General features: G+C 55.4%; 22 protein-coding genes. 16 read left to right on the top strand and 6 right to left on the bottom strand.

Going from position 1 to position 24533, the window contains the following annotated elements:
- Positions 1–471 precede the first annotated feature (471 nt).
- The 3 genes from DXC99_RS05045 to DXC99_RS10500 all read right to left on the bottom strand — a co-directional run bounded on the left by DXC99_RS05045 (position 472) and on the right by DXC99_RS10500 (position 2891).
- Positions 472–1293, bottom strand: a complete 822-nt coding sequence (locus DXC99_RS05045; protein WP_117629457.1) for a hypothetical protein — start codon at positions 1291–1293, stop codon at positions 472–474.
- On the bottom strand, positions 1290–2030 hold the full coding sequence (locus DXC99_RS05050) for a hypothetical protein (protein WP_117629458.1): 741 nt from the start codon (positions 2028–2030) through the stop codon (positions 1290–1292). The genes DXC99_RS05045 and DXC99_RS05050 overlap by 4 nt, the downstream gene beginning before the upstream one ends.
- Positions 2031–2237: 207 nt before the next feature.
- Positions 2238–2891, bottom strand: coding sequence for a UDP-galactopyranose mutase (locus DXC99_RS10500; RefSeq protein WP_199408871.1), 654 nt, complete (start codon positions 2889–2891; stop codon positions 2238–2240).
- On the opposite strand from DXC99_RS10500, the gene DXC99_RS10285 reads away from it, so the two are divergent.
- The gene (locus tag DXC99_RS10285; protein ID WP_147329335.1) at positions 2872–3909 is read left to right on the top strand and encodes a hypothetical protein; all 1038 of its coding nucleotides are present in this window, start codon (positions 2872–2874) and stop codon (positions 3907–3909) included. The two genes, DXC99_RS10500 and DXC99_RS10285, sit on opposite strands and share 20 nt — an antisense overlap.
- A 438-nt stretch (positions 3910–4347) precedes the next feature.
- On the top strand, positions 4348–5286 hold the full coding sequence (locus DXC99_RS05070) for a hypothetical protein (RefSeq protein ID WP_117629461.1): 939 nt from the start codon (positions 4348–4350) through the stop codon (positions 5284–5286).
- Positions 5287–5298: 12 nt separating this feature from the next.
- Here DXC99_RS05070 and DXC99_RS05075 read toward each other — a convergent pair whose 3' ends face one another.
- From DXC99_RS05075 to DXC99_RS05085, 3 genes are all read right to left on the bottom strand, one after another.
- On the bottom strand, positions 5299–5988 hold the full coding sequence (locus DXC99_RS05075; RefSeq protein WP_117629462.1) for a hypothetical protein: 690 nt from the start codon (positions 5986–5988) through the stop codon (positions 5299–5301).
- Positions 5989–6167: 179 nt separating this feature from the next.
- Positions 6168–6329: a transposase gene (locus tag DXC99_RS10615; RefSeq protein WP_117629463.1), complete on the bottom strand. Its 162-nt coding sequence runs from the start codon at positions 6327–6329 to the stop codon at positions 6168–6170.
- Between the two features lie 18 nt (positions 6330–6347).
- Complete coding sequence (locus DXC99_RS05085; RefSeq protein ID WP_117629464.1) at positions 6348–6761, bottom strand: transposase; 414 nt, start codon at positions 6759–6761, stop codon at positions 6348–6350.
- A gap of 148 nt (positions 6762–6909) precedes the next feature.
- Here DXC99_RS05085 and DXC99_RS05090 point away from each other — a divergent pair, with 148 nt between their 5' ends.
- From DXC99_RS05090 to DXC99_RS05160, 14 genes are all read left to right on the top strand, one after another.
- Positions 6910–7200 carry a hypothetical protein gene (locus tag DXC99_RS05090; RefSeq protein ID WP_147329336.1) on the top strand — a complete coding sequence of 97 codons (291 nt, stop codon included), beginning with the start codon at positions 6910–6912 and terminating at the stop codon, positions 7198–7200.
- A 338-nt stretch (positions 7201–7538) separates the two neighbouring features.
- Positions 7539–8546 carry a retron St85 family effector protein gene (locus tag DXC99_RS05095; protein ID WP_117629466.1) on the top strand — a complete coding sequence of 336 codons (1008 nt, stop codon included), beginning with the start codon at positions 7539–7541 and terminating at the stop codon, positions 8544–8546.
- Between the two features lie 19 nt (positions 8547–8565).
- On the top strand, positions 8566–9471 hold the full coding sequence (locus tag DXC99_RS10620; RefSeq protein ID WP_369831453.1) for a reverse transcriptase domain-containing protein: 906 nt from the start codon (positions 8566–8568) through the stop codon (positions 9469–9471).
- 512 nt (positions 9472–9983) lie between these two features.
- Positions 9984–11195, top strand: a complete 1212-nt coding sequence (locus DXC99_RS10290) for an ATP/GTP-binding protein (protein WP_147329338.1) — start codon at positions 9984–9986, stop codon at positions 11193–11195.
- Positions 11188–11772: a hypothetical protein gene (locus DXC99_RS05115; protein ID WP_147329339.1), complete on the top strand. Its 585-nt coding sequence runs from the start codon at positions 11188–11190 to the stop codon at positions 11770–11772. The genes DXC99_RS10290 and DXC99_RS05115 overlap by 8 nt, the downstream gene beginning before the upstream one ends.
- 288 nt (positions 11773–12060) lie before the next feature.
- Positions 12061–14199 (top strand): DUF4118 domain-containing protein, encoded by a 2139-nt coding sequence (locus DXC99_RS05120; protein WP_117629471.1) that lies wholly within the window; start codon positions 12061–12063, stop codon positions 14197–14199.
- A complete protein-coding gene (locus DXC99_RS05125; RefSeq protein WP_117629472.1) occupies positions 14196–15101 on the top strand; it encodes a hypothetical protein in 906 nt (301 codons plus the stop codon). Before DXC99_RS05120 ends, DXC99_RS05125 begins: the two co-directional genes overlap by 4 nt.
- The gene (locus tag DXC99_RS05130) at positions 15098–16978 is read left to right on the top strand and encodes a DUF2194 domain-containing protein (RefSeq protein ID WP_117629473.1); all 1881 of its coding nucleotides are present in this window, start codon (positions 15098–15100) and stop codon (positions 16976–16978) included. The genes DXC99_RS05125 and DXC99_RS05130 overlap by 4 nt, the downstream gene beginning before the upstream one ends.
- Positions 16975–18402: a GT4 family glycosyltransferase PelF gene (pelF, locus tag DXC99_RS05135; protein ID WP_117629474.1), complete on the top strand. Its 1428-nt coding sequence runs from the start codon at positions 16975–16977 to the stop codon at positions 18400–18402. The genes DXC99_RS05130 and pelF overlap by 4 nt, the downstream gene beginning before the upstream one ends.
- A gap of 3 nt (positions 18403–18405) precedes the next feature.
- Positions 18406–19950 (top strand): exopolysaccharide Pel transporter PelG, encoded by a 1545-nt coding sequence (gene pelG / locus DXC99_RS05140; protein WP_117629475.1) that lies wholly within the window; start codon positions 18406–18408, stop codon positions 19948–19950.
- Positions 19940–21709 (top strand): CotH kinase family protein, encoded by a 1770-nt coding sequence (locus DXC99_RS05145; protein WP_117629476.1) that lies wholly within the window; start codon positions 19940–19942, stop codon positions 21707–21709. Before pelG ends, DXC99_RS05145 begins: the two co-directional genes overlap by 11 nt.
- Positions 21696–22487 (top strand): polyphosphate polymerase domain-containing protein, encoded by a 792-nt coding sequence (locus DXC99_RS05150; protein WP_117629477.1) that lies wholly within the window; start codon positions 21696–21698, stop codon positions 22485–22487. The genes DXC99_RS05145 and DXC99_RS05150 overlap by 14 nt, the downstream gene beginning before the upstream one ends.
- 3 nt (positions 22488–22490) lie before the next feature.
- Entirely contained in the window at positions 22491–23156 is a 666-nt protein-coding gene (locus tag DXC99_RS05155) for a DUF4956 domain-containing protein (RefSeq protein WP_089571688.1), read from the top strand.
- A 112-nt stretch (positions 23157–23268) separates the two neighbouring features.
- Positions 23269–24261 (top strand): PLP-dependent transferase, encoded by a 993-nt coding sequence (locus DXC99_RS05160; protein WP_158551655.1) that lies wholly within the window; start codon positions 23269–23271, stop codon positions 24259–24261.
- The last annotated feature ends 272 nt before the right edge of the window (positions 24262–24533 follow it).

Raw genomic sequence — 24533 nt, forward strand, 5'->3', positions numbered from 1 at the left:
GCCCCGGGGTTGTCCCCTGGGCGGCGCACGCAATCTAGACCGAAACCTCGAACAATCCAACGTTGTCCCCTAGGAGGTTCATTCGCGCGTGCGCGAGCATGTCTTGAATGTTGTAATTCGAGTGGCGCAGGCGATGCGGGCTAACATGTTCTGTGGCTGCCCGTTCACTTAAATTTTGTCGCAGGACTCGCATTGCTCTATACCTTCATGCAATTCCAATTTAAGGTGACGTCACGATGCCGAACGCTAGCAATAGACAGGCACCGAGACCCATATCGGCCCTGTTTCCCAAGCGTAATATCGGCGGTACTGTTTCGCGATATTCAGCAGTGCCCTAACGAGCAAATACACAACGTGATTATGTCTGATAAATCGCTATCAATTCTCGTTCAGCGTCTGCCCCGTTTCCGGGTCGAAGAAGTACCACCGTCCCCTCGATCCGCTGCTCGTCATGGGCCGGTTATCCGTTAATTAAATAGAGAAGCGAGCCGTTTGCCTGCTTTGTCCAACCGTCCTCTTTTCATTGGTGTATTTAACTGTGAAATCGAAAGTGACTTCCCATGAGGTACTAGAGCATGTTTTGAAATTCGATACTGCTTGTATCGCTGCATTACTTTTCCCTGTTTTCCACTCCCTCAGATTCATCGCGTACGCAACAATCCCGTTCTGAATCCCCGAGATGCTCGGCGGGAAGGACTGGTTATCAGCATCAATGGAAATGCTCTCTTCCTTGGCATTCAAGTGCTGCTGAATGCGGCCGGCATACTTCTCGGCCCATTCATCGGCCTTTCCGTTTCGCACAAAATAATTGTTGGATAGGTCGGTTGAGCGGTAGGCGTAGTCGCCCTTTTGGTAGTTTGCCGTGTGGTCGGAGTGGGCGATTGCCATGAGCTCGTCGGTCAGGCCAAAGTACAGATGGCGCTGGTCCAGGTCTCTGTACCAGTTGTTGCTGGTGTCGTCCCAGGTTAGGTCCATCTGGCACCATTTGTCGTCGATCTTTACGGCGTTCCAGGTGTGGCCGTTGCCGGTGATGCGGCCGTTGGCGATGCCCGCGGCGTCAAGGAGCTTGGAGTAGATGCGCTGGTAGCTCTCGCAGGTGCTCTGGTGGCGGGTGAGTCCGCTTTCGGCCGAGCACCAGTTGAGGCTGTGGTCGTACTCCAGCTGGTCGAGCGTCCAGTCGTGGAGCCACAGCGCCATGTCGTATTCCGAGCCGTTTGTCTCCTGCTTGCACTGGGCCACGGCGTTGTTGACGATCTGCGTGACGCTTGGGCGGGCGGCGTCGTTTACGGTCACCTCCGCCGTGGTGCGCAGGTAGTAGATCCCCTTGTCGTTTTGGGGTCGTTTCTGTCGTTGTCCATAAAGTAGAAGTGGATGCGGTACGTGCCCGACGCCGTGAAGTCAAAGGTAAAGTCGTGGCCCGCGGTGCCCAGGCTGTAGTAGCTGGCCCATGCCGGGCGCGACGGGTCGCAGACGCTTTCCTGGCTGCCGCCGTCCCAATAGGTGGGCACGTCCATGCGCGCCTTGGCCTGGGACGAGCCGTTGGCTTGGGTTACGTGGAAGGTCGTCGCGGTGCCCGCGGGGGCGTCGTTCCATGAGACGGTGAAGGTGACGCCGTTTTGGCTTGCGGTGGCGGAGTGGGCGTAGCCGGATTGTGACGCAGCGGAGATTGCGGCGGGCGTGGGGTCGGTTTGGGCTCGGAGGGATGGGGTGGGGGTGCCGGTTGCGGCGGTGGTGCCGGGCGCGGCGGTGTCTGTGGCGTTGGCGGTGGGGGTGCCGTCAGCGCTTTCCGTGTTGGCTGCGCTGGCGTCGGTGGATGTTGCGTTGCCGTCCTCTACGGTATCTGCTGTCGCGATTGTGTTGGTGCCGCCTTCGGCCTTGCCCGCGTCGCTGTTCGTGGCGTCGGCTTGTGCCTGCTGCTCGGCGGTCTCCTGAGGCTGCATGGCTTCTGCGATGGCTGGCATAGGCAACGTCGCGCTGACCATGGACGTGCACGCGATCGCGCAGAGCAGGTAGTAAAGGGGTCGTTTCATAGCGGAGCCTCTCGGTGAGCAGCCAATAGGGTCCGAAGGCAGCTCCAGGCCAGCACTCCGCACATATTTTATTGGGTTTATTTTACGGTAATAGACTGCGGATAGAGGGTCCTGTTAATAAAATTGGGGCACGGTTTTTTGTTCCGCACCCCTCAAATCAAATGCTGTGCCGTATTGTTGGCAATCAGCAGTTATTCAGGATGGTTCCTACGCCTCCGTCGGCTCCATGCCCAGCTCGTTGCGGACGAGCTCGAAGGCGGCGGCGATGGCCTTGTCCATGTCGTAGTACTTGTAGCCGCCCAGGCGACCGGCGAAGACCACGTCGCCCTCCTGCGCCGCCAGCTCCTCGTACTGCCTGTACAGGGCCTCGTTCCTGGCGTCGTTGATGGGGTAGTAGGGCTCGTCGCCGGGCTTCCAGTCGGCCGGGTACTCGCGCGTGATGACGGTCCTGTCCTGCGTGCCGAACTCGAAGTGCTTGTGCTCGATGACGCGCGTGTAGGGGACCTCGCGCTCGGTGTAGTTGACCACGGCCACGCTCTGGTGGTCGGCCTCGTCGAGCGTCTCGGTCTCGGAGCGCAGGCTGCGGTACTCGAGCGTGCCCAGCTTGAAGTCGTAGAACGCGTCGATGGGGCCGCAGTAGATAGTCTTGGCGGCGATATCGGGCTCGGCGGCGGCCAGCTCCTTGGACAGATGGGGGCTGGAGGTGGGCTTTGGGTTGGATGGTGGTGTTGGCCACAGGTTATTCTCGGTTATTCTGCAGGGTAATATTATTTTGTAATGACCGAGTAAATTTGACCTTGGCGCGCGTGATTGTCTGGTTTTGTTTGGAGGACGTTTTATCTTGCATCGTTCTATGTTTATTTCTGCTGGAGAGCTTGGTCAGCCCCTTGATAGCTCAGTTATTGCGAGGATGTTTAATTGTATTCAAGGTGACTTGGATGGTTTTATTGCTGCATTGGAAAAGGCGGAATTTGAATGTAGGCTGCCAGCTCTAAGTTCTCTCTGGGCTGATGTCCGCCATGAAAATGCTCAAGAAATATTGCATAATCAGCTTCGTGTTGATGGCATGTACTTACAGTTTCCTGAATACATTAGTTTACCTAAGGGGGCGACTGTTTTTCGTGCGCGAAGTGTCTCTTCTTCTCTCGATTATGGAGCTCAGTTTATTGACCAGGGTCAACTGTGGGAGCCACCGAATAACTGCGTGACCAATTTTGGGCGATTAAACAAACCCGGTGAGAGCTATTTATATGTCAATTGCGGTGACCCAGTCACGACGCTTGACGAAGCCAGGGTGAACGTTGATGACCAATTTGCTTTGATAGCGTATGAGGTCGCTAGACCTATTAAAGCTATTGGTATTGGTGTTTATATTCCTTCCGAAGTGCGTAGGCTGTTTGGGCAAAGCCCGACTGCATTCGGACAATACTGCCTGCTGCATGATTATTTGCATCAAGAGTTTTCTCGCCCCTTTGAAGTTCTCGGTGAGACTACCTATCAATTGAGCAATGCAATTGTTGATGAGTTTTATTCATACGAACCCTGTGTTGCTTATAGTCCTGTGGGCGGTGGCAGAGGGCTTAATTTAAGAATGACTCCGGATGTCGCACATGGAAATTTGTCAATTCGAGGGATATATTTTGGAAGGCGCTCCGCCAACGCACTTAAATCAATGATTGTCGACTTTGGGCGCTGGCATTATTCCAGTAAAGCTGGACGTTACCTGTGTCTTGAACATTCCAAGAACCCTGTTTGTCTTAATCATCTGTTTTTTGAAGATGAGCTTGTCTGTCCAGGAACTGAGTGCGAATCGGAGCTGTACTCGTTTTGCGGCTATCGTCCTAACAAACACGGCCATGAACTATTAGCTTTGCGATAGGGGGCACAGCGCTATTTAAATAGGCCAGGTTGAAATTATAACTGGCTGTTGTCGCTAGTGATGTCATTGCTGCATCTGCTCCAGGGTGATCTCACAAAGCTAACTGTTGCTTTAGCGTGAGGGGTTTCTTCTTGAACATAAAACTCGGCCGAGGTTTTGTGTGCAGTTAGTTGAGGGCTAGTGTATCAGGGGATCCTGATGGGGCGCACCCTGGGAGCCATGGACGCCTAGAACGGATTGCCCTGTTCGCCAGGCAGGCCATGTTAGTTGTCGGCAGCATTGATGTAGAAATGCCCGTTTATTAGGTCGTCGATGTATGCCTCTCTGGGTTCGAACTTGAGTGGACATGCGATGTTGCCGTTTTGATGCTAGGCGTCCTTTCATGGGCGGTGTTGCTTCGGGCCGATACATATATCTGGGATTCAAGGGGGAATTACTTTGGCAGATTTAGTTCATGTTTTGCCGCTTCAATCGGTGAGCGACGAAGCCCAGGAAGCGCTTTCAAAGATTGAATATCTCGAGGGCGATTCTGCAACCAAAGTGAAAGAGTATGACGGTGTTGTGCGGTCATTTTGGGAGGTTAACCAACTGTATGAACAGTTTCGATGGAACTACGGTGAACTGCGGCGCCTGGTTCCGTGCGATCGGTCTGACTTCTTGCCCGACGGCTTTACCAGCGGTGGTTTTGGCGAAAGGACTGTTGTTAACGCCGCCTTTGGTAATTATGTATCCGCAGCCCGTGGTCTTGTCGATAGAATGCAAGCGGTCATGCGGGTTTATGATCGAGGTTCTGAAAAAGAACTATATAAAAAATATTGGAAGTTGCCTTCTGCTTGGTATGACCGAGGTGGCCTCTATGTTTTTATGTATGAGATTCGAAATCCCGTTCAGCATGGTCAAACCGTTGTTTCGCTTGTTAGGGAAAACGGTTTGATTAGGGTCCGATTTGATCTTGACCAAATTGCCGATTTGCGCGACTACAATACCTCGCCAAAACTGCGCGCTTTTTTAAGCAAGTCAATTTCGATAATGAAAGAACGTGATTCGTCCGGCTGCTCGTACCTTTGCTTCAGGTATACAAACATGAAGTACCAGGAGCTTGTGCTTAAATTATTCTGCCATTTTCTGGATTGTGCTGAGCCTAGAATACGTGCCGTTCGCAGAGATATGAAGAAATTGCTATCGCAGCACGGCAAAGCTGTCGGCAAGTTAGGCGGCATTTCCTTTGTTGCATATCGTGACGGTGATATAACCCATGTTTTTAATGAGGTTGACGTTGATCCAGTTAAGGATTTAAAAGATAAACGCCGAAAGGCGCAGAAGCATCTAAAGGATGTTCAAAATGCAGTTACGGCTGAGCGTAGATCAATTCGCTAGAGAAGATCACACTCATGTTTCGAAGTCTTTCTTTCTTAGTCGACCGAGATGTCGATCGAGTTCGTACAAGGCGTCAATGTAGACTTGGGCTGAGTTGCGGATATCGCACATATCCAGGCAACATCTTTCAAAATGTAGCTTGCCATTTTCTGTTTTATTTCGGCGACAGGTCATTAGTGCAATTTCGTTGTCCTCGACACTGTCGGTTTCTTTGAATCCTTTTGGTGTAATGCGATAGATCACTCTGCCCGGATATGAATCGAGAAGGCTTTTCCGTCGCATATCAATACAAATTCGTCCTTCTGGACCAAAGCCGTATTCTTCATGCCTCGTCGAATTTAGGGGGTGTGCAATTACGATTGAGCGAACCGCTTCAAGATAATTACGCGCCTCTGTGAGTTCATTCTGTCTTGAGAACTCGAATTTGGTTCTAATTACTTCTTTCAAGCAGGCGTAATTAATCTGCCAGTATGCATCTTTAATCCAGGTGGCAAGTGCTACCAGAAATACAGTGTCCTTAATGCTGGGAGAAAAACCGTCTTTGATGACAGCATTGAAGTCCTGAATGCTGTAGTTAGCCTTAAGAATAAGATCAGACATTAATTCATAGTGATCTAGGTCTTTCCAAGGCCACTTCTTCCAAATGCCGCCTTTGCCTTCGCCCAGACCGTCCGTGGTTTTTAGAGGTTCGATTGATTGCACGTTGTTCCCGTCTACTTGAGTTCCGCCTGGGCTCCTCATCGTTTTACGTTGTTAATTATCATAATGACTCGACGGCAGAGTGAGGGGTTGGGTCACATTTTCTGGTACCGTCAAGTTTCTTTCGCAAATTGATTTAGCCGTCCTCGGCCCCATCCTCTTCTGGCCCTTCGCCTCTCCCTTCAGCTCGTCCATCTCGTCCAGCTTCGATATATCCAGGCATCTCCTCTTGCCGCTTTTTGCTTCACTATGAACTTCAGTCTCGCCGTCACCAGTATGAGGGTCGAGTTGCCGTCCGGGAAGGTTCCGACGACCTTCGTCCTCCTCCTGATCTCGCGGTTGATGCGCTCGACCCCGTCGTTCTACCTGATCCGGCGCCAGCGCTCCGGCGGGAATTCCGTGTAGGCAAGCGTCTCGGCGAACCCGTCGCGCACCGTCCTCGCGGTGGACACCGGCGCCCCCCAGGGGAGCTCGGAGACGTCCTCGATCCTCCTGGTTGAGACGCCCGCCAGGTACATCTCGACGATGGCCTCCTCGACCGAGGTCTCGCGCCTGCGGTAGCGCTCGATGACAGCCGTCCGGAAGGTCGCGCCGCGGAGTTTCGGCACGCCGAGCTCGACTTCCCCTGCCCCGGTGACGAGCTTCCAAGCGTAGTGGCCGCTGCGGTAGACCTCCCGGCCCGCCGCCCTCTCGTAGCGTTCGGCCCCGACGGGCTCGGACGACTCGTCGTCGACTGATACGATGTTCGCAAATACTGCCGTGCCCCTTTCCTCGATGGTTTATTGTCTAGTCGCCAGAAATCATATGAAGACGCGTGGACCGTGTCCCTCTATGTGTTTGTCAATTTGTGAAAGAAATTATGCGTCACCTCCTTATGCGTAACTACTTTCCCTATGGGTTATTAAGACTGCCCAAGACGGATTGTTGGTCGCCGGAGATTGGTTTGCCCAACTGCGCTTGAGGCCCTTGGTGCGGCTTTCCCAGTCGCCCTACAATGCTCTTGCAATGAGTGTTGTCGTGGTCATTGCCCAAACGTTTCTGGCAATCTATGCGCTGTTTAGGAACGTAAACCACTACGACATGGACGCACCGTTTCTTAAGAACTTCTTCAACGTCGTAAAGGGTGCGGTGTTGAAGCTGTGCACGGCAATCTTGGGCGAACACGCGATACATGTGTTATGCAAGAAGAAGGGGGGGGTTGAGGGCGAGGTTTGATCCTACGCGAGTAGCAGCCGGGAATAGGTGACTCGCTGCTCGATAGAGCGCATTTTGAAGCATAAACTTGATTTGGGACTAGCGTGCTTTCTATTTATAGCCGGCTAATATCAAACCTTAGGCACTAATTGTGATGGTAAAGTTACTTGAGACAAGGTCGCAGCTAGTCATTGATCGCCCCGACTGGAGCGAGTCCTCTGTTAAAGATGGACTGAGACGTTTTTACCAATTCGGGTCCGTGCATATGGTCATTCCATAGCCACGGACCCGAAACCGTGCCTACGGAATGACCATATGCACGGACTGTGCGGCCTTGTCCTTATTGGAATCGAGGTGCAATGCTCTGCGACTGTATCAGTAAAACTGATTTGAATATCCTGAGAAATCATCTGAGGGTTAATCGTGACGTTAATAAACTGCCCTTGTTTATCTTTCCCTGCGGCGGTGATCAGAGCCTGCATTCCTCTCGACGATTCTTTAGAGCTTATGTGTCCAACAATCACACCGAGGCTTTAAAAAACGTTTTTTGTCTTACCGCCGAAGACGTAGCGGCGGAAATGGACGGTTCGAGACTTAATTTACTTCAGCAAGAGGCCATGCTTGCCGATATATCGGACTGGATATTGATTTTTGCAGAGAGCTGTGGATCTTTTTGCGAGTTGGGTGCTTTCTCCGCTTTGCCTCATGCCGCTTGGATTACCTCTGTTGCTGTTGGAAAGCAATATAAGGGCTCTCGGAGCTTCTTGATTGATGGGCCAGTGGAAGAAATAGCCATGGGCGACTCTTCGCTTAACAAAGTCTTTTACTTAGACTTAAATAACCCAATGTCTTCGCCTGACTTGTGCCGCTTTGTTTCTGAACTAAGACCCCTTATTGGCGTTAATGCTACTAAGCGGGGCAAGGCTGGCCTAAAGGCCGCTAGAAAGATGATCAATCGAGACGAGTCCAAGATTAACGTGGGCTCGCTCGTCCATGAGTTACTTGATTTGCTTCAAATATTGGGCCCCATGTCGGAGACCGATTTACGAACGATATACTGTGCGGCTAAAGGCTTCCGTGCTAGTAAGCTCAAAATATTCTCGCCCATTTTAAATGCAGACATGAAAAATGCCGGCGTTCCGATATCTTGGTCGGATGTTTGCTGCATGATGAAAGCTACCGGTCTTGTTTCTAAAGTGAGATGCAATAGGGGTCCTGATTATCTGATTAAAAGCACGATACACCTTGATTCCTATTTCATGTTTAAGGGATACGAAGACCGAGATTTCTTAAATATGAGGGCGCGGGTAATCCTTCGTAAGAGATCAATGGGGTATGGAGGCGTTGCCGGTGTCTATTGCGGATAGAATTTGCTTCGACCTTGGAATGACAAATTGTCAGCTATTGGGCCTTGTAAGCTCAACGGCAGATAGGTATCACTGTTTTTCTGCCGGTGGGAGAAAGATTGTTGCGCCTCTGCCAGATTTGAAGCTCGTCCAATGTTGGATTTCGGATTATATAAATACGGAGTTTGATATAGATCTTCCTTACGCTACAGCTTACGAAAAGGGTTCAAGCGTCTGCCGTAATGCCGGGCTCCATGCTAAGAGCAGTCATTTTCTTCTGCTTGATATTTGCCATTTCTTTGAGTCCTGCACTCAGCAAATGGTTAGGAATTTGTTTTCAGGGGGAACGTATCGGTCGACAAACGCTGAATTTCGCTCGCGTCTTACTGCAGACGATGTCGATCTTCTCGTAGCTTTATCATGTTATCGGGGTTCTCTTGCAACGGGTTCTCCGTGTTCGCCCTTTATTGCCAATCGCATAATGGCTTCGTTTGACAATGAGATTGCAGCTAGACTAGGCGAAAGATTCGTCTACTCGCGATACTCTGACGACATCTGCATTTCATCAACTGAATGGATAGACTCTGCGGAGATTTCAGCTATTGTTGGTGGCCGCCTACGGCAAAAGGGGTTTGATTTGAATAATGACAAAACTCGTTGTTTTGGGCGAGGGCACCTTCGTAAAATCACGGGCATCTATCTTGACTGCAATGGCGTTCTTCGACTGGGGCCCCAAAGAAAAGCAGAGCTAAAGCGCTCGTTATACCAGGTGCTTATGCGCGAGTGCGATCGTAATTACGCCCATCGCGTTTTAGGCCACTTGAGCTTTTGCAGGCAGGTCGAACCGGATTATTACAACGCGCTTTTAGCTAAGTACGCGAGCTACGGTAAGGCTGTTTCTTGCGGAGGCGTTCTGCCAGCGTTAGTAGAGCTCGCCTATGGGTGATGGACGGCAGCGTCGCGAAAGACATTCCTATGGTTGTCAATCCGCGCTATCTTCTCTCTCGACTCCATCGAGAAGGGCTTCGTGGGCATCGCCTCGACTCGCGTTTGTATTTCCCCTCGGGAACCTGCCTCGTTATGTGTTTGGACGTTCTTCTGTTGATGCATATCCTGATTATGACGATGCTGCCGCCAGGCAGGCCGTAGCAGTAGCCGGCTGCGTTCATATAGAGACGGCCGTTCGTCAGGTCATCGATGTATGCCGATGACGCATGGTTTCTTTCGTAAATTGATAATCGCATACCGGAACAAGGTCCGCACCTCGTTATGTGATTTCCAGCGGATAAACAATAAATCACAGACGAAGGGGGCACGGACCGTGTCTGCGAACATCGCAACGGTCGACGGGGGTCTCTGTGCATGAACTTAAATGACTGAGCTTTTCTCAGAAATCTTGTTTTTCAAATTATAAACAGGAAAACTGTTTATAATTGAATTGTCTAAGAGGAGGTCGCTGTGAAACTTCTTAAATTAAGAATCGATGGGGTCACACTGTTTAAGGACAAGCGTTTAGAACTTGATTTTATTGCTGCCGATCGAGTTTTGAGCGATGAAGAAGGTAATTATGCTGACGTGTTTCCGCTGCCAGTTGGGTCCTCGCTCTATTCTCAAAATGTAATGGGCGTTGTTGGCGTTAACGCATCCGGCAAGACAACGACTCTCAACCTCGTGCGCTTTGTACTTGGTTATATGTCTGGCAGCTTTGTTATGCGCCGCTTTGCAACTGGCTCCGATGTTCTCGGAAACTTGGAGCGCCAAGTCAATGTTGCCTGTGTTTTTTTCGAAAAAGGTTCGGTCTATCTTATTGAGTCTCGGCTTCGCAAAGTAGATGGCGTAGCTGCGGAGGATACTTCTTTTGCGGAATCGCTTGCATTTGAGAATGAATGGCTTTGGAGATGCCCCGTATCGCGCGTCTCTAGAAAGGTCGTTTTGAATATCGAGCATCTGAAGGATGTTTCTGAGCCTATTCTGGTTCGTGAGGGGCCTGATGATGGTGACCTTGTTCTTAACGATGCCCAACGAACTTTCCTGGATGACAACATGTCAATCGTGTCTGTCATCACGGGTAAAAAGATGGTCTCGGTGGAGTCCCCCGAGCGCACGCTGCCTTTGACGAGCTTGCCAACCCCTGTTGTTCAGGCTTTTGATCCGAGTGTTGAATATCTTGTCTGGAACAAGGAAAACCAAGTGTTCCATCTTAAGTTTAAGGGTGAGCGAGCGGAGCGAGTGATGAATGTCGCGATCGCGACTTCTGTTCTGTCAAATGGAACGATCTTGGGCGCTGAGCTGGTCAATCAAGCGATAACCGCTCTCAGAAATGGGGGCTATCTGATTGTGGACGAGATTGAAACGGGTCTTAATAGATCACTTGTTGGCACAGTGATTGAGCTTTTTGCTTCTCCCGTTACGAACCCCCATGGGGCAACTTTGCTCTTTTCGACTCATTACTCGGAGCTCCTTGATGTGCTGAGACGTAAAGACAATGTCTTTGTTCTTGTGCGCGACGATTCGTTTAAGACAGAGCTCATCAAGTATTCCGAGCGTATCAATCGGATTGAGAACAAAAAGAGCGATGTGATCATCAACAATGTGATTAAGGGGTCTATGCCTAAGTACCCCGACGTTCAAGCGATGCGCGAATATGTTTGCGAGCACATCAATGGGTAATCAGGCAAAAGACATTCTATCAAGTCGTTTTGTCTTGTTTAGCTGTGAAGGAACTGCAGAGGGTGTCGTTATTCAGGTGCTGTATGACAACGATTTGTTGATCGTCCCAAGAGAACGAGTGGTCAAAGATGCCCTCATTGTTGATCGTCCTTACACGCGAAAACGCAAGGCTTCCGAAATTGCAAACGACTATTTCTCGATGAACTACGAGACTGCTGGGGCTGAAGGACTTGCGGTTGCACGGATTGTGGACAGCAGCGCTCCCAAGTTTGAGTTTCCAAAGCGCAGGCAGAACGGCACTAAAGTGCTGAGTTTTGTTACGCGGCCGGAGGTCGAGATGCTTGTGATTCACGCCGAGGGTGCCTATCGGGATTGGGAGAACGCGACCAGAAGGGATAGACAACTTAAGCCTAATGAATTCTGCAAGCAGCGTCTTGGACTAGGCAAAATTAAAGAGAAGGACTTTCTTGAGGAATATTGGGGCAACGGCGAAAAACTTGTAAAGGCAATTAAAGCTCATGCGGAGACGAGTAAGCGAAAGAGCGGAGAGTTTTTGCTGGTTGACTTGTTGAAATAGCAGCTGAGTGCCCGCCGGAAGTATGCTGCAAATTCCGGAGCCCTCGAGCACGCCGTTGTTTTTGCGTAAAGAAACCGCAGGTAGACGTGTTGTCACTATACCGTGTTGTCGGCATGTCTTGAATTTACCGCATACTTCTGGATTGGGTGCTCATTTAGCACTCTCGATGTCCCCACATCCTCTAAAAAAGTTCTTAAAACAGCCTTAAAGGCGCCCTAGCTCGCGTTTACAGCGTAAAATACGCATGTTTGACTATGACAGAAGTGGATTTTAGGGGAGGAGTACGCCATGGAGGTGCTGGTTGTTGGCAACACCGCATATGTTGACGATGACTTTTGCGCCAAGGCATTCCCCGGCGACCATGTGCAGGTCGTAGCCGCGCAGGACGCGCGCCGCGACGAGTCGTCGCTCCATGCCTCGTGGAAAGTGCTCCTCCAGCACCTGGATCAGGCCTACGAGTTCGACCGCGTGGTCTACCTGTCTAATTACCTAACCCCGCATACCGATACCGTGGGCGATATCGAGCTGCTGCGCTCGGTCTTTCGTACGTGCGCGGGTCGCCGGATCCAGCTGTTGTATATAGCAGGTCCCGCGGGTGCCGAGGGTGCCGCCGATGCCGCGGGGCGAACGGGCAAGGGCATTATCGCGCACGCAGCCAACGACCTGTGCCGCTACTACGCTGCTCGCGAGGGCGTTCAGACTAAGATCCTGCGCGTGCCGTTCCTGTATACCGCGTCTGCCGCGCTGGAAGACCCGTTTTTGGTGCCGCTGTTCGACGCGTGCTCAACCGGATCGGCCGCTCTGCAGGGCGCGCAGGATGCGGCGTTTCCCCTGCTGTGTGCCGAGGAGCTTTCGGTGCTGGTACGCCGTATCTTCGACAGCTGGAATGGTAACTTTGAGACGCTCGACGTAGCCGATACCTTCCATCACACGGTGGGTGAGGTGGGCGAGGCCCTTCAGGCACTGTTCCCAGGACTCTCAGTTGCCTATGGCGATTCTGCCGGCTACGCCCTGCCTGCCAGCGACGTCGCTCGCGTGCGCTATGGCTGGTTTCAGCGCTACGACTTGCTACGCGACCTCTCGACCATTCAGGCTCGCTGGGATGCTGGTCGTGCAAAGAAGGTCAACCCCTTGCGCGCGGCCATCGACCGCATTCAAATGCGCACGCTGCCTGTCAAATGCCTGGAGACGGCAGTCGCCTGGGTGCTCTTTGAAGTGCTGGAGCGCTTGTTCTCTCAATCGACCCAGCTCAACGTGCTCGATTATCGCCTGCTCTACGTGGTGCTCATCGGCACGCTGTATGGCTTGGACTTTGGCCTGGTTGCGGCGCTGCTGGCGTCGGTGGGTTTGGCCGCGAGTTACTTTACTCTGTACGGCTATACCTTCCAGGGCCTGTTCTACGAGCCGTCCAACTGGCTGCCGTTTATTGCGTACTTTGTTGTGGGTGCCGTGTGCGGCTATGTGCAGCTGCGCAATAGCGAAGCCATTAGGGCGGAGCGCGATCAAAACGAGCTCGCGCGCAACCGCAATACGTTCCTTACGCAGCTCTACCACGACGCGATCGAGGACAAGCGCGCGTACAGGCGCCAGATCGTGGGTCGCCACGACAGCTTTGGCAAGATCTTTGCCGTGACGCAGGAGCTTGACGTGCTCAACCCACGCGACATCTATCGCAAGTGCTGCGAGCTTCTGGGCGAGATCCTCGAGAACGATTCGGTGGCGATCTACCATGTTTCGGGCGGGGCATTTGCACGCCTGGTGGCAGCAAGTCCCGCGATTGCGGAAGATGCTGCACGCTCGCTCACGCTTGAGCAGCTTGCACCTCTTTTGGGCGACGGGGGTCGTTCGAATCTGTGGGTGAACCGCGAGCTGACGCCGGGGCTTCCCATGTTTGGATACACGATCGAGCGCGACGGGGCACCCGCCGTGTTGATTTTTGTGCGTCGTGCGGCCGAAAACCAAATGACGCTCTATTACCAAAACCTGTTCCGCATCTTGTGCGGCCTGGTCGAAAGCGCGCTTGGCCGTGCCTTTGACTATGAGGCGGTGGCACAGGATAAACGCTGCGTTGACGGCACTTGCGTGCTCAAGCAGGCTGCCTTTGGCCAAGAGCTCGCGGCCGAGCAGGCGCTGGCAGATGGCAAGATGGGGAGTTTTTTGCTCCTGCGCGTGGTACCAGGCATGGAGCCTATCGGCGAGCTGGTGGGCGCGATTGGGTCGGCGATCCGCGAGAGCGATGCGGCGGGCCTGATCGACGGCGACGTGCTCTACCTGCTTATGCGCCAGGCAAAGGCATGCGATCTGCCCATTATCCGCGAGCGCCTGAGCGCAAAGCAGATTGCGGTGGAGCCCGTCGACGGCGAGGACATCGTGGCGCTGCTGCAACACATTGCTGACACCGGTGACGGTGAGGGGGGTGCCGCTTGATCTCGCTTGTCGTTGCCGCCGTCTTGTTGCTGATTCATGCGCTGGTTTGCCTGGTGCTGTGGACGCTTATGAAGTTGGGCCTGCTGCCGGTGCGCGGGCATATGCTGGCTGTGATAGTGCTGGTGCCGCTGTGGGGCCCGTTGCTGGTGGTTCTGCTATCGGTCCGCGGAACGGCGTTTGGCGAGGGGCTGAAAGAGTCTGCGCTGGAGTCGCTGCGCTTCAACGACGACCTGCATCGTAGTATGTCGGTACCGAGTGGTGATGCCGATGCAGGCGTAGTGCCGCTCGAGGAGGCGCTCATCGTCAACGACCCGGCAGAACGGCGCCGCCTAATGCTCTCCATGCTCACCGAGGAGCCCGACGCGTACCTGGCGCAGCTGCAGGCGGCTAAGCTTAACGACGACGTTGAGGTGGCGCACTATGCCGCGACGGCGGTGGCGCAGATCTCGAAGGAGTCCGACCTTAAACTGCAGCAGCTGGAGCGTGCCTTTAAGACGGACCCGAGCGCGCAAAACCTCAACGAATACTGCGATTTTCTTGGTGAATACTTGGGCTCGGGCTTGGCTGAGGGGCGCGTGGCTCAGATTCAACGCCAACAGTACGCGCGCTTGCTTGCGCGTCGCTGCGAGCGCGAGGACACCCTTGAGCTTCGCATTCGATACGCGACGGCGCTGGCCGATGTCGGACAGATCGACGAGGCGCAGGCCGTGACCGACCAGCTGGTGCTCGACGTGCCCGAGGAGCAGGAGGTTTGGATGCTTTGCCTGCGCCTGGCGGTGATGCGCCGCGACGGTGACGAGGTCCACCGCGTGATCGATGCGATTGACAAACAGCATGTATACTTGAGCGCCGCCAACCGCGAGGAACTGGCGTTTTGGCGCAACGGAGAGGAGGCCCGATGAGCGTGGTACAGCATATCCGCGACCGTGCGGGCCATTTTCGCTGGATGGGGCTGCTTGTGGTGTGGGCGGTCTTTATTGCCATGGCGGCCGTGCTGCTGGTGGAGCGCGCCGGCGTGCAGTACAGTGCGGGCCAGCATAAGCTGGGGATGCTTGCCGCCAACGATGCGGTTCCGGCCTCCTCGGCAATATTTGGCCAAAAGCCCACGTGCCTGGTCATTACCGATTCCGATCAAGCTGGCGTCGAGGACGTAAAGGAGCAGTTCGACCAGATTCTGCTCGACATGAAGATCGCGCACCGCGACGTGGACCTTGCGCTGGACGGCGCGGATGCCATTCCCTCGCTGACCTCCTACGATCGCGTGATTTTGCTCATGCCGTCGCTCGATGGGCTCGGTACGCACCTGAGCGACATTATGAGTTGGGTGAGTGCCGGCGGTTCGCTTATGCTCGCCATGCCTCCGGATAACTCGGGCTATCTGCAATTGATTGCTCCCAAGCTTGGCATTGAATCTGCCGGATATGACTATGTAAAAGCCGAAAGCATTGTGCCGAGCGAGGACTTTATGCTGGGCGGGGGAGAGCGCTACGAGCTCTCGGACCCCTTTGATTCGTCGCGTTCGGTTTCGCTGCGCGAGACGGCTCGTGTGTGGGCTAAGACCGGCGATGCGGGCGCCCCGCTCATTTGGTCGAATGACTGCGGTAGCGGTCGCACCGTGGTGTGCAATATCGGTATCTATGACAAGGTCATGCGCGGTTTTTACGCCGCGGCGATCAGCCTGCTGGGCGATGCCACGGCCTACCCCGTCATCAACAGCGCCGTCTTCTATCTGGACGACTTTCCCAGCCCCGTGCCCTCGGGCGACGGCACCTACATCAAGCGCGACTACGGGCTTTCTATCGCCGACTTTTATACCAAGGTCTGGTGGCCCGATCTGCAAAAGCTCGCGCAAAAATATGGCGTTCGCTTTACCGGCGTGATGATCGAAAACTACGAGGACGCGGTCAACCAGACCGAGCCTGCGCGCCAGGCCGATACCACGCAGTTTCGCTACTTTGGCGGCATGCTGCTGCAGATGGGCGGAGAGCTGGGTTTCCACGGCTACAACCATCAGCCGCTGGCGCTCTGGGATACCGACTATGGCACACTGTACGACTACAAGACGTGGAAGAACAAGGAGACGCTCGTCGCATCGCTCAACGAGCTTATAGCCTTCCAGGACGAGGTACTGCCCAACGCGCACGGCTCGGTCTATGTGCCACCGTCGAATATCCTTTCGGCCCGTGCGCGCAAGCTTATTGGCACCGACGTTCCGCGCATTAAGACCATCGCCAGTACGTATTTTGAGGATGGCACCGACTTGCCCTATGTGCAGGAGTTTGGCGTGGCGAGCGATGGCATTGTGGAGCAGCCACGTATTGTCTCGGGCGGCATGGTCAACGATTCCTATATGCGTCTGGCAGCCGTGTCCGAGCTCAACATGCACTACGTGAGTACGCACTTTATGCATCCGGACGACCTACTGGATCCCGGTCGCGGAGCCAAGGAGGGCTGGGAGGTCTACAAGGGCGGTCTGACCAACTACCTGGAGTGGCTTACCAAGTCTGCGCCCGACCTGCGGCGCCAGACCGGTTCGGAATGCTCGGGCGCCATCCAGCGCTTTTCGTCCGTGACGGTGAGCGTGGATACCAGTGCGGATGCCTGGACGCTCAGTCTGGGCAATTTCCACGACGAAGCGTGGCTCATGTTCCGCGCCAACAACGACGTGCCGGGTGCGGTCAAGGGTGGCGAGATTACGCATCTGACGGGCGACCTGTACCTGGTCAAGGCCACGGACAAGACGGTGACCATTGCGCGCAAGGAGGGTGGCGACAAATGAGAATCTGCTTGGTACTCGAGGGCTGCTACCCCTATGTGCACGGCGGCGTATCCACCTGGATGCACGGCTACATCACGGCGATGCCCGAGTACGAGTTTGTGCTGTGGGTGATTGGCGCTCACGCCGAAGACCGCGGCAAGTTTGTCTACGAGCTGCCCGGCAACGTCGTCGAGGTGCACGAGGTGTTCCTGGACGATGCCCTGCGGCTTTCGGGCGAGCAGCAAGAAGTCGACTTCGATGACCGCGAGCGCGAGGCGTTGCGCCGTTTGGTTTCGCTCTCCAATCCGGACTGGGACGTGCTGTTCGATATCTTCCAGCGCCGCCACGTGCATCCGCTCTCATTTTTGCAGAGCCGCACGTTTATGGACATCTTCCGCGACGTGTGCCTGGCCGAGTACCCCTACACACCCTTTGCTGATGCATTCCACACTATGCGCTCCATGCTGCTACCCGTGCTCTATCTGCTGGGCAGCGAGGTCCCGGTTGCCGACGTGTATCACGCCATTTCGACCGGCTACGGCGGTCTGCTTGCGAGCCTTGGCTCGAGCGTTCATAACGCGCCGGCATTGCTGACCGAGCATGGCATCTATACCCGCGAGCGCGAGGAAGAGATCATTCGTGCCGACTGGGTGGTGCCGTCGTTTAAGGACCGCTGGATCCGCTTTTTCTACCTGCTTTCGGAGGAAATCTACCGCCGCGCCTTCCGCGTGACGAGCCTGTTCCATAACGCCCGCAAGACGCAAATCGACATGGGATGCGATACAGAAAAATGCCTGGTTATCCCCAATGGCATCCAGTTCGATCGCTTTAAGGACATTCCCGTAAAGCCCGATGACGGCTGGGTGGATATTGGCGCGGTGGTGCGCCTGGCGCCCATCAAGGACGTCAAGACCATGATCTATGCCTTCTTTGAGCTGCACGAGCGCCTGCCCAAGGTGCGTCTGCACATTATGGGCGGCGTGGATGACGAGGAGTACGGCGCCGAGTGCCACGCGCTGGTCGACACCCTGGGCGTGCGCGACCTGATCTTTACCGGCCGCGTCAATGTGGTCGAGTACATGGAAAAGCTCGACTTTACCATTTTGACGAGCATCTCCGAGGGCCAGCCGCTCAGCGTGCTGGAGTCGCTTGCAGCGCGCCGCCCCTGCGTGACGACCGAGGTCGGCTGCTGCCGTGAGCTGCTCGAGGGTGCCCCCGGTGACGACTTTGGCGTGGCAGGTTTTGTGACGCCGCCCATGTATCGCAAGGGCTTGGCCGATGCCATGGAACGCATGTGTGCGAGCCGTGCCCGCCGTATCGAGATGGGGGAGCGCGGCCAGCGTCGCGTTGCCACATACTTTTTTCACGAGCAGATGCTCGCCAACTATCGCGCGCTGTACGACGAGACGGCGCGTGCGTTTGACCTGCCCAGAGAGGGGGAGTAGCCGGTGGCCGGAATCGGTTTTGAGCTCAAACGCCTGTTTAGGCGCAAAGGTCTGTTTGCCACGATGCGCGCCTATGGCTACGCCGGCATTGTGTGCACGGGCCCCATGCTGCTGGGCGTGCTGCTCCAGGTGGGTATCTTGGTGCTGTGCAGTCTGTGGGGCGTGGGTCGCGCCAACCAGGATTTGCTGGTGTGCATGGTGACCTATACGCTGCTGGCCTCGCTTACGCTCACAAGCTTTTTCTCCATGCCGGTCACGCGCTTTTTGGCGGACATGCTGTTTGCCGAGCGCGAAGAAGAGGTCCTGCCCTCGTTTTGGGGCTCCAACGCCATCATGCTCGTTGCGGGCACGGTGCTCTACGGCATCTTTTTGCTGTTCTCGGGCGCCACGCTGCTGCAGGGGCTGCTGTGCCTATGGCTGTTCAACATTATGATCGTCAACTGGAACGGCATGAGCTATCTCACGGCCATCAAGGATTACCGCGGCATTCTGTGCAGCTTTGCTGCGGCCATTGGCGTGGCGTGCCTGTGCGCCCTGGCCGCGCTGGTGCTGGGGCTGCCGCCGGTCGAGGGCCTGCTGGCCTCGATCGCCCTGGGCTATGGTGTGATGCTCGCCTGGGACGTGGTGCTGCTGTACCGGTATTTTCCCCAGAGCGACCGCAGCCCCTGGCTATTTTTGCGCTGGCTCGACCAATTTATGCCGCTGGCGCTCACGGGCCTGTTTACCAACCTGGGGCTCTTTGCGCATCTGGTGATTATTTGGGCAGGGCCCATTGGCGTGCAGGTTAAAGGCCTGTTTTACGGCGCGCCCTATCATGATGTGCCGGCGTTGCTTGCGTTTTTGACCATTCTGGTCACGACCGTCAACTTTGTGGTGTCGGTCGAAGTCAACTTCTATCCGCGCTACCGTGACTACTACAGCCTGTTCAACGACGGCGGCGTGGTGGGCGATATTGTGGTGGCCGAGGAGGAGATGCTCTCCACGCTCAACAGCGAACTGCGCTTTTGCGCGCTCAAGCAGCTGTTTGTGACCGCGGCGGTCATCTCGCTCGAGACCACAGTGCTCTCGGCCCTGCCGCTGGGTTTTAACAATCTTATGCACGGGTATTTTCGCACGTTATGCGTAGGCTACGGCCTGTATGCCGTGGGCAACACGATCCTGCTTATCTTGCTGTACTTTACCGACTACAAGGGAGCCGTTCTGGCCTCGGGCCTGTTTGCCGGTGTGGCAGGGCTGGCGACCGCCGTGTCGTTGCTTTTGCCGCAGCAGTTTTACGGCTTTGGCTTTTTGTTGGGTGCGGTGGTGTTTTTTATCGTGGCGCTGTTGCGGCTCGATACCTATACCGCCAACTTACCGTATCGTATCCTGAGTCAGCAGCCCATTGTGGCGACCGACAAAACGGGTCGTTTTACACAGCTGGGCCGCTTGCTCGACCGTGCCGAGCAGCGCTATGAGGAGTGCCGCCGCAAGGGCGTGCCGCACGGCGCGTTTCAGCGCGCAGTAGTTCGCGTGTATCGCAACCATTGGGGAGGTTCTGATGATCGATAAGTTGATGTCTCGCCGCTGTCTGATCGAGGCGGCTGCCGGCGCGCTGCTGCTTTCGGGCTGCTCATCTCAGGACGAATCCTCGACAAATAAGGTAAAAAAGCAGGATAAGATTAAAAAGGCCGAGGCCTCCGACCAGTCCAAGCATCTGCGCGATAAGGACGAGCTGTACGAGGTCTATGATGACTCGGGCATTGTGACCATGTATCTGACGGTCTCTCGCGGCAACAGCTCCGAGAACACGGACCATAGCTGGGCCGAGATCAACACGTACTCGGTGTATGACTATGCCGACATGGGCGTGACGCGCTATCAGGTTATGGGCCTGCTGCAGGCGGGCGACGAAGACGGCCCGGTGGCCGGCGAGGTTGGCTATGGCGAGGAAGCGCCCAATGCCACCGTGCAGGTGCGCGGCCAGACATCGAGCTCCTACACGCAAAAGAATTACAAGGTGGAACTCAAAAAGGGCAAGGGTACCTGGCGCCAACAGCGCGCGATTGCGCTCAACAAGCACATGGGCGAGGGTATGCGTTTTCGCAACAAGATGGCCTACGACCTTATCCGCGGGATTCCCCAGATGATGGGCCTGCGTACGCAGTTTGTGCATCTGTGGGTGTGCGACCAGACCGAAAAGTCCAACGATACCTTTGAGGACTACGGCCTGTTTACGCAGGTGGAGCAGCTCAACAAGACGGCGCTTAAGGCACATGGCCTGGATAAGAGCGGGCGCCTGTATAAGGTGAACAGCTTTGATTTCCATCGCTACGAGGACACCATTAAACTTGCCGACGATCCTGACTACAACCAGGCGAGCTTTGAGGGCATGCTCGAGATTAAGGGTGATTCGGACCACACCAAGCTCATCGAGATGCTCGATGCGCTCAACGACGAATCGCAAAAGATCGATGACGTGCTCGACACCTACTTTGATACCGAGAACCTGGTCTATTGGCTGGCGTTTCAGATTCTGACGGGCAACTGCGATACTCAGAACCGCAACTGCTATCTGTACAGCCCGCTCAACTCAAATACCTGGTACTTTTTAGATTGGGATAACGACGGCATGCTGCGTAAGCTTGAGCTTTCTCTTGCCGGGTTCTCGGACTATGCGAGCTGGGAGCGCGGCGTAAGCAACTACTGGGGCAACGTGCTATTCAATCGCGCGCTGCGCAGTAAATCGTTCCGCAGTGAGCTCGACCGCGCCGTAAAGGACCTGCGCTCGTATATGACCGAGGCGCGCCTGGCCAAGATGATTAGACATTATCGCGAGGTTACCGAATCGCTGGTCTTTGCTTCGCCCGATATCGACAATCTGCCTGTCACCAAGGACCAATACGAGCAAATCGCCGCGGCGATTCCCTCCGAGATCGAGGAGAACTACAAGAGCTTTCGCGAGAGCTATAAAAAGCCCATGCCGTTCTACATTGGCGTGCCGCAGATCGATAACGGTAAGCTGCGCATTAACTGGGATGCGTCCTACGACTTTAAGGCGCGCGACATTCGCTATACCGTGGAGCTGGCGCGCGACTATGCCATCAAGGACGTGTTTTTTAAGGCCGAGGACGTGCTGCTGCCTGAGTTGACCTGCGATGCGCCCGATACCGGCCAGTATTTTGTGCGCGTGCGTGCCACCAACTCAGACGGCTATACGCAAGATGCGTTTGACTACTATGTGACCGACGACGGCAAGCACTACGGCATGAAATGTTTTTACGTACAAGACGGCGGTAAGGTCGTGGAGGACACGTATGAGGAGGGCTAGCGCGCTGCTTGAGCGCTTAGCGGCTCCGCCTGTGCGCGCCACGCAGGAGCGCTATCGCCACGAGCTCAAATATCTCATTAACGAGGGCGAGCACGCCGCGCTTGCCTGCCGCATGGCGCCGGTGTTTAAGCTGGACAAGCATGCGCGGGCGGGTGGCTACACCATTCGCAGCCTGTACTTTGACGACTACTGCAACTCGGCCTACGAGGAAAAAGACGCCGGTATTCTCATGCGCAAAAAGTATCGCGTGCGCATCTATAACGGCAGCGACAAGGTGATTAAGCTCGAGCGCAAAAAGAAGTACGGCAGCTGGATCTACAAGGAGGACGCGCCGCTCACGCGTAGCGAGTTTGAGCAGATTCTGGCCGGCGACTACGACTTTTTGCTGAGGAGCCCCTATCCGCTCTGTCGCGAGTTCTACATCGAGTGCATCTGTAATATGATGCGCCCGCGAACCATCGTGGACTACGAGCGCGAGCCGTGGGTGATGGACGAGGGCACCGTGCGCATTACCTTTGATAGCAACGTGCGTGCGGCGGTGGGGAGCTTTGACATCTTTGACGCGACGTTGCCCGCGTTGCCCGTGCTGGAGCCCGGCAAGCTGGTGATGGAGGTCAAGTATACCGAGTTTTGCCCGCAGCTGGTGCGCGATATGGTGCCGCCAGGTGCGGCCGAACTCACGGCGGTCTCTAAGTACTGCCTGTGTTATGACAAGACCGCCTACCTGCGCGGTTTTAACTACTGGGAATCGGATTTTGGGAACCGAGGGGATATTTAGACCATGAGCACTAGGGACTTTTTTAAGAACTCCGTCTTGGAGGCGTTTGGTCAGGTCGACCCTGCCAAGATCGGCCTGTCGCTGCTCGTGGCGCTCGCCATGGGCATCCTGATCTATTACGTGTACAAGCGCTTTTTTACCGGCGTGGTGTATTCGCGCAGTTTTGCCGTAACGCTCGTTGGCATGTGCGTGCTCACCTGCATGGTCACGCTCGCGATCTCGACGAATGTGGTCATCTCGCTCGGTATGGTCGGTGCTCTGTCTATTGTCCGCTACCGCACGGCGGTCAAGGATCCGCTCGACCTGTTGTATCTGTTTTGGGCCATTACCACAGGCATTACTGCAGGCGCCGGTATGTATGCGCTCGTAGGACTCACGGCAGTGGTGATCGTGGTGATGATCGCCGGCTTTGCGAGCCACCAGGACAAGGCGCGCGTGTACATGATGGTCATCCACTACACGGGGCAGACCACCGGCGATGATATCGTGCGTGCATTTGGGCGCACCAAGTTCACCGTCAAATCCAAGACGATGCGCGGTGACAAGGTAGAGATGGCCGTCGAGGTGTTCTCGGACGGCGTGGATATGCCCTATGCGGACGCCATCCGCGCGCTCGACGGCGTGGAGGACCTGACGCTTATCCAGTACAACGGTGAATATCACGGCTAATTTTGTTCCGGCGTTCTAACGAACGCCGGACCGCTCGACGCTGCTTGCGCTGACGTTTTCTCGACCTGGGTGGGCTGGTCTTGGTTTGGTTTTATGTAAGGGATGGTGCCGCGTGGACGTGCAACAGCTAGAAGAGTCCTGGGCTGCAAGGGCCGGCGCGCGTGAGGCGCGTCTTGTTGCGGCCTCGCACGTGCCGGCGGCGCTGTCGCTGCTGGGGATTGTGCGTCCCAGCGATCGCCTGGTCGTGTTTGCCGATGACTTTGCCGATGCGTTTGCGCGCGGCTTTGATGCCTGCGACGTTGTGCTCGTGGGGGAGCCGTCGGTTGCGGCGTTTACCGCCGCGTCCGAGGGCTTTGATGCTTCGTTTGATGCTGGCGGGTCGCATCTGTGGTGGTTCGTCAATTCCATCGGCGGGTTTGGCCTACGTGTGCCCGATCTGCGTGCGCTGGGTCGGGCGGCGCGTGAGGCCCGTGCGTTGCTCGTGGTGGATAACACCGTGGCAAGCGTCTTTGGGTGCGATCCGCTGCGTTTGGGTGCCGTGCTTTCGCTCGAGGCACTCGACCGTGTGTGTGCCGGCGTTGCGCCGCGCAAGCTCGTCGCCGCTTCGGTGGCGCGCTCGCAGCTTAAGCGCCATCGCGTGGATGCCGCCGCCGAGTGTGCGCATGCGCTTCTTGCGGATTGCGGTGCGTCTGCACTCGACCTTTCTGCTAATGAGGCTTGCATGCTGGAGCGGGGGCTGTCTTCGCTCGAAGCTCGCATGCAGGCCCACTTCGATCGCGCCCGTGCGCTGGCCGAGTATCTGGCCGCCAACGAGATGGTACGCAACGTGCGCTATCCCGGGCTGACCTCGCATCCCGACCATGCGGTTGCAACGGGAATCCTCGAGCACGGCTTTGGCCCGGCAGTTGAGTTTGACCTTATCGAGCGAAGTGCTGGTGAGCTGTTCGACACATTGCCGGGGGAGTTCCGCACGTCGCCCGCCGGCGGCGCAACGACACGCCTTTCGGCCCCACGCGGCAAGCAGGGGGGAACCATCCGCCTCTTCGCCGGCACCGACGACCCCCTAACCGTAGCCGGCGCCCTAGACAACGCCCTCCGCAACTAGCTTTTTTGGGGCTTGTCTCGGGGTAGTCTTTTTGGGACGGGCTTTTTAGCTACTTTGGGACTGGGCCGTGGGGGACTGTGCCACGAAAGCGGCCTATCTACTACGTTTAACCCTTAGGGGGCGACCTTACCTGCCTTTTTTGAAAACTGGCAAGCTGTCTACCAGCGGTTTTGTTTTCAAGAAATCTGGGGTGGTCGAGGGTGTTCAACTAAACGTAGTAGATAGGCCCATTTTATGGCGCGCGTCTTAATTAGTTCGTGCGGCGGATCAAT

The organism is Collinsella sp. TF10-11AT, from assembly GCF_003437565.1.
In the GTDB taxonomy this organism is placed as follows: domain Bacteria; phylum Actinomycetota; class Coriobacteriia; order Coriobacteriales; family Coriobacteriaceae; genus Collinsella.